Source organism: Streptomyces boluensis, assembly GCF_009908195.1.
GTDB lineage: Bacteria > Actinomycetota > Actinomycetes > Streptomycetales > Streptomycetaceae > Streptomyces > Streptomyces boluensis.
Map to the genome: position 1 here is coordinate 1 of NZ_JAAAHS010000428.1, position 5,986 is coordinate 5,986.

A 5,986-nucleotide genomic window follows, 5' to 3' on the forward strand; every position below is an offset into this window, starting at 1 on the left:
CCGCACGCCCAGGCCGCGCAGGGTCCGGCCACGCCTCCGCCGCCGTCGGTGGCCCCGCACGCCGCGCCCGTACCGCCGCCCCCGCCGGGCGCGCCCGCCGCCCAAGGCCAGCCGTACGGGCAGCAGTTCGCCGCGCAGGGCGCCCCCTCCGCCGCACCCTCCGGACCCGTGGGCGGGCCGACCGCGCCCACGCAGTCGCCGAAGCGGAAGCGGACCGGGCTGCTCGTCGCGGCCGCCGTCGTCGGTGTCGTGGCCGTCGGCGCGGGCTCCGTGTTCGGCTACAAGATGCTGGCCGAGGGCGACACCCCGCCCGCCACCGAGGCCACCGACGAGCCGGGCGAGAGCACCGGGCCGAGCGATCCCACGGACGCGGGCGACGCCAACTCCGGTGCGGACAGCGAGCCTTCGACCGAGGCGCCGGTCCCGGGCGGAGCGAAGACCGAGGCGGGCTGGCGCCTGACCGTGCAGGACAAGACGGTGACGATCCCCGGTCCGAAGCCGGAGAAGGCCGACAACGTGTCGAAGTGCGACACCATGCACATCGACATCGACAACGACTTCAGCGTGAACCAGCACGGCAACATCGACGCCGCCGACTTCCTGGGCGCCCTCGCGTACCACGCCTGCGAGGAGCCCGACCCGGAGGAAGGGTTCCAGGCCACCGACGGCAGCATCATGAACACCGTCACCGCCGAGTTCCCCACCCCGAGCACCTGTCTCAAGGCCGCCCGGGACAGCTCGCTGCCCAACCCGGTGCCGCTCGACAAGCTGCGCGACGACTCGGTCCTGAAGAAGGGCGTCGGCATCTGCGTGGAGACCGCGGACAAGGCCGTGGCGCACCTGTGGATCCGCAAGGTCAACCGGGACTCCGCCGACAGCCTGCCGACGTACCTCACCTCGGCGACGCTCTGGGAGCCGGACAAGTAACTCCGGCGAACTCTCCTGCACGGAACGGCTGTTGAGGGCCGCGCCCCGGCTTCCGGGGCGCGGCTCACTCGTGCGCGATGGCGTCGAGGACGTTCATCCGCGAGGCCCGCAACGCCGGTACGAGCGCCGCCGCGAGGCCCACGAGGACCGAGCCGAGCACCACGGCGATGACCGTGCCCCACGGGATCGCGAGCGCCCGCATGCCTTCGAGGGCGAGCACCCGCTGTGTGGCGAGCCCCCACACCAGGCCGAGGCCGAGCCCGAGGACCGCGCCGAACACCGCGATGACCACCGACTCCAGGCGGATCATGCGCCGCAACTGCCGCCGCCCCAGGCCGATCGCGCGCAGCAGACCCAGCTCACGGGTGCGCTCCACCACCGACAGGGCGAGCGTGTTCACCACCCCGAGTACCGCGATCACGATGGCCAGGCCGAGCAGCGCGTACACCAGGTAGAGCAGCACGGCGATCTGCCCGCGCACCAGCTCCTTGTAGTCGGCCTGGTCCCGCACCTGCACCTGGGGATACGGGTCGAGCGCCGCGTCCAGGGCGGCCCGCAGGGCGGGGGCGTCGGTGCCGTCGGCCGCGTTCACGAACAGCGCCGAGTCCTGCCCGCCCGGCAGGTGGGCGTCCGCGGTGGCCATGCCGATGACCAGGCCCCCGTCGGCGCCCGGCGCGACCGGTCCGCCCCGGTCGGTGAGCGCGCCGACGGTGAGCCGGGCATGGCGCTCACCGGGGAACTCCGCGGGCAGTACGTCCCCGACCCGCACCCCGTGCTCGGCGGCGAACTCCCGGTCCATGCCGATGTGTTCGGGGGCGAGCGCGGCCGCGGTGGAGCCCGCCGCGAACTCGAGCTTCGCCACCTCGTCGACCCGCGGGTCGAACGCGGCGGCCGTCGACGTGACGTGTGCGCCGTCCGGCAGGGCGAGTTCGAGCGGCGCGAACCGCTGCCGTACGACGAGTCCGGCACCCTCGGCATCCCGTACCCGCTCGGTGACCTCCCGGGGGAACGGCAGGAAGGTGCCGCCCTGCACGAGGAAGTCGGCGCCGAGCGTCCGGTCGATCTCCTGGTCGAAGGACTTCGTCATGGACGCACCGGCCACCGAGAGCCCCGCGACCAGGGCGAGGCCCACCATCAGGGCCGCGGCGGTGGCGCCCGTACGCCGTGGGTTGCGCAGCGCGTTGCGCTGGCTCATCCGCCCCACCGGGCCGAACAGCGCCGGGAACGCGCCGCCGAGCACCCGGATCACCGGCCGTACGAGGAGCGGTCCCGCGACCACCGTGGCGAGCAGGGTGAGGACGACACCGAGGCCGAGCAGCGACGCCGCCGTCGAGGTGTCCGTACTCGCCGCGCACCCGGCGAGTGCCGCCGCCCCGGTCGCCCCGACCACCGCCCCGGCCACCGCGCGCAGCGTCAACGGCCGTCCCACACCGGCGACTTCGGCGTCCGCGAGCGCGGCCATCGGCGACACCCGCGCCGCCCGCCTGGCCGGCAGATACGCGGCGACGACGGTCACGCCGACGCCCACCACGTACGCGGAGACCGGGGTCGCCGGGCCGATCACCATCTCCGTGGCGTCGAGGTTCATCCCGGCCAGGCTCATCAGCTCGATCAGGCCGAAGGCCAGGGCGATGCCGGTGGCCAGGCCGAGCGTCGAGCCGACCAGGCCGAGGAGCAGCGCCTCGACGAGCACCGAGCGGCGCACCTGCCTCCGGTCGGCGCCCAGGGCGCGCAGCAGGCCCAGCTCGCGGGTGCGCTGCGCGATCAGCATGGAGAAGGTGTTGACGATCAGGAAGACCCCGACGAGCACCGCGACTCCGGCGAAGCCCAGCATCACGTACTTGATCACGTCGAGGAATCCGCCGAGCTGCGCGGCGGCCGACTCGGCCTCCTCGTCAGCGGTCTTCAGCTCGTAGCGGTCGCCGAGGCCGGCCGCGACGGTCCGCTTCAGGGTGTCGTCGCTGACGCCGGGCGGGGCTGTCACGGAGATGCTGGTGGCGGCGTCCGCGTCACCGAGGAGCTTCTGCTGCGCGGTCGGGGTGTCGAGGAAGACCAGGGCCGCGCCGGGGTTGGTGGTGGTGAACGTGGCGATGCCGACGACCCGTACGTCGAACGAGCCCGGCGCGGCGAGGACCGTCAGGGTGTCCCCGATACCCACGTGCTTCTTGTCGGCGGTGTCCGCGTCGAGCAGCGCCTCGCCGGGGCCGCGCGGCGCGTGCCCGGAGGTCAGCTCGACCGGACTGCGGTCGCTGACGTACCAGTTGGTGGCGATGGAGGGGGCGCCGGTGGTCGGCCCGACCGGCTTCCTGCGGGCGTCGACGACAGTGACGTTCTCCACCGCGGCGTCGATGTGCGCACCCGCCACCCCGTCCAACTCCCGTACCCGCGCGGCCAGTTCGACGGGCAGGGTGGGGACGCTGCCGGACTGCTCGCCCGCGGCGACCCCCTCCTTCGGGGAGACCGTCACATCCGCGGCGGTGGACGCGAAGAGACGGTCGAAGGTACGGGTCACCGTGTCCGAGAAGATCAGGCTGCCGGTGACGAACGCGACGGACAGCAGCACCGCGAGCGCGGAGAGCGCGAGCCGCCCCTTGTGCGCGAAGAAGCTCCGCAGCGTGGCCTTCAGCACGACGCCCTCACCCCTCACCCCTCGCCGTCGGGCTTGGCCACGGCCTCCGGCACCAGGGTGTCGAAGCGTTTCATCCGCTCCAGGACCCGATCCGCCGTCGGCTCGCGCAACGCGTCGACGATCCGCCCGTCGCCCAGGAACAGGACCAGATCGGAGTGGGCGGCGGCGCTCGGGTCGTGGGTCACCATCACCACGGTCTGGTCGAGCCGGTCGACCGCCTCGCGCAGAAAGCCGAGCACCTCGAGGCCCGCACGCGAGTCCAGGTTGCCGGTCGGCTCGTCGGCGAAGATCAGCTCGGGCCGGGAGGCGAGCGCCCGCGCGCAGGCCACTCGCTGCTGCTGACCGCCGGAGAGCTGCGCGGGCCGGTGGGTGAGCCGGTCGCGCAGGCCCAGCGTGTCGATGACCCGCTCCAGCCACGCCTTGTCCGGTCGGCGGCCCGCGATGTCCATGGGCAGCGTGATGTTCTCGGCGGCCGTCAGCGTCGGCAGCAGGTTGAACGACTGGAACATGAAGCCGACCCGGTCCCGCCGCAGCCGGGTCAGCTCCCGGTCCTTGAGCCCGGTGATCTCCGTGTCGCCCAGCCAGACCTGGCCCGCCGACACGGAGTCGAGCCCGGCCAGACAGTGCATCAACGTGGACTTCCCGGAACCGGACGGCCCCATCACCGCCGTGAACCGCCCGCGCGCGATGTCCACGTCCACCGCGTCGAGCGCACGGACCGCGGTCTCCCCGGTTCCGTACGCCTTGGTGAGGCCGCGCGCACGGGCGGCGACCTGACCCGTGCCGCCTCCGGCGCCGTCCGTAGCAGCAGGTGTGGACAAGGCCGCCTCCTCCGGGTCGAGCCGCGCGACGCCTCCGAGGGCACCGAGCGCAATAGCTCCCCACAAGCACCGTAATCCGCCTCAGGCAGGGGTGAACTGCGAACCAGACGGGTGTAGGGGGCACCGGAAGTCGGCAGGGCCCGCCCTTGCCGCTGCTAGCGCTCCGGCGCTAGCGTGAGGGGGTGGCCAAGACTCAGCTGAACGTACGCGTGGACGAGGACACGGCCCGTGCCGCCCGGGAGCGTGCCCTCGCCCGCGGCATGAGCGTGAACCGCTACATCGAGGAGCTGGTCCGGCAGGACGTCGGGGAGGTCGGCCAGACCTTCGTGGACGCCGCGGCCGACTTCATGAAGCAGTACGAGTCGGTGTTCGCCCAGGAGTTCGCCGCGACCGACGCCCCGGCGCCCCGCGCGCAGCGCCCCGAGGACCGCCGTTGAGCCTGCGGATCGACCTCGCCTGGCTGCTGATGGTCGCCGAGCAGAAGACGCCTTCCGACCCGCAGGTCGCCGACTGGGGCTCCCTCGTCGCGGCCGTCGCCCGGCACGAGGCGGAGATCTTCGGCGTTCCGGTGTACGACGACCCGCACACCCGGGCCGCCGCGCTCCTCCAGCAGCTCCTGCACATCCCGGCCCTGGAGCGCGCCAACGCCATGTTCGCTTCGGCCGTCGCGTACGCCTATCTCGTGGCCGACGGCCAGAAGGTCGCCACCACACCGGAACAGGTCCGCGACCTGGCCCGCCTGGTCAAGGACGGCAGCGCCGACGTACACGCCCTCGCGGACGAGCTACGCCGCTGGACCAGCTGAGGCCACCCGCTCAGTCGGCGGCGTCCCCGCCCGGCCGGTGCGCACGGCCGAGCACGCAGTACGAGGTGGGCAGCCGGGGCCCGTGGTCCGGCACGTGCAAGCGGCGGTACGGGCCCAGGTCCAGGCCGGCCGCGCGCAGTCCGGCCAGCGGGTCGCGCGCCACATGACAGCCGCCGAACAGCAGGGGCCACACCGTACGGTCGAGGCCCTTCTGCACCCCCGGCATCACCCGGCCGTCGGGCGCCAACCCGTGCTCGAAGAACCGCAGTTCACCACCGGGCCGCAGCACCCGGCACGCCTCGGCGAGCGCCCGCCGCACGTCCCGCACACTGCACAGCACGAGCGACAGCACGACGGCGTCAAAGGCCTCGCTCTTGACGGGCAGCGCCTCGGCCACCCCCGGTACGACATCCACGGGCACCTCGGCCCGGAGCGCGGCCTCGACCGCGTGCCGCCGCAGAACCCGCTCGGGCTCGACCGCGACGACCTCGGAGACGGTGCGCGGGTAGTGCGCGAAATTCAGCCCGTTGCCCGCGCCGATCTCGATGACCCGACCGGTGAGCCCGGCGAGGAGCTCACTGCGCAACGGCCCGATGACCGGCTCGGCGGCGTGCGACTGCCAGGCGTAGAAGCGGGCGAAGAGGGGGTGGTGCACGGTGCTTTTCGGTGGCATGGCGGTACCTCCTGGGGAGTGCGCTCACGTTCACTCTTCCCCGCCCCGCCCCTTCCCGAAAGCCTGCGGCGCTTCGGGGGCCGGCCCCGGGACCCCTGGGCTCGTGATTTCAGCCCCTCCGGCGATTGAGG

5 protein-coding genes and 1 pseudogene are annotated in these 5,986 nt (G+C 73.3%); 3 read left to right on the forward strand and 3 right to left on the reverse strand.

The window, feature by feature from the left end:
- Window positions 1-927: pseudogene (locus GUY60_RS32810) on the forward strand (hypothetical protein); the annotation flags it as partial.
- Between the two features lie 64 nt (window positions 928-991).
- On the opposite strand, the gene GUY60_RS32815 reads toward GUY60_RS32810, so the two are convergent.
- Both GUY60_RS32815 and GUY60_RS32820 read right to left on the reverse strand, forming a co-directional pair.
- On the reverse strand, window positions 992-3,556 hold the full coding sequence (locus GUY60_RS32815; RefSeq protein WP_161704539.1) for an ABC transporter permease: 2,565 nt from the start codon (window positions 3,554-3,556) through the stop codon (window positions 992-994).
- A gap of 14 nt (window positions 3,557-3,570) precedes the next feature.
- Window positions 3,571-4,377, reverse strand: coding sequence for an ABC transporter ATP-binding protein (locus GUY60_RS32820; RefSeq protein ID WP_161704541.1), 807 nt, complete (start codon window positions 4,375-4,377; stop codon window positions 3,571-3,573).
- A 182-nt stretch (window positions 4,378-4,559) separates the two neighbouring features.
- On the opposite strand from GUY60_RS32820, the gene GUY60_RS32825 reads away from it, so the two are divergent.
- A complete protein-coding gene (locus GUY60_RS32825; RefSeq protein WP_161704543.1) occupies window positions 4,560-4,814 on the forward strand; it encodes a toxin-antitoxin system HicB family antitoxin in 255 nt (84 codons plus the stop codon).
- Window positions 4,811-5,182, forward strand: a complete 372-nt coding sequence (locus GUY60_RS32830; protein WP_161704545.1) for a fic family toxin-antitoxin system, toxin component — start codon at window positions 4,811-4,813, stop codon at window positions 5,180-5,182. The genes GUY60_RS32825 and GUY60_RS32830 overlap by 4 nt, the downstream gene beginning before the upstream one ends.
- A gap of 10 nt (window positions 5,183-5,192) precedes the next feature.
- On the opposite strand, the gene GUY60_RS32835 is transcribed toward GUY60_RS32830, so the two are convergent.
- Window positions 5,193-5,855, reverse strand: a complete 663-nt coding sequence (locus tag GUY60_RS32835) for a class I SAM-dependent methyltransferase (protein ID WP_161704547.1) — start codon at window positions 5,853-5,855, stop codon at window positions 5,193-5,195.
- Window positions 5,856-5,986: the final 131 nt, after the last annotated feature.

Bases quoted from the DNA above. Each gene is read 5' to 3' on its own strand.
- GUY60_RS32835 (WP_161704547.1), bottom strand. From the start codon at position 5,855: ATGCCACCGAAAAGCACCGTGCACCACCCCCTCTTCGCCCGCTTCTAC.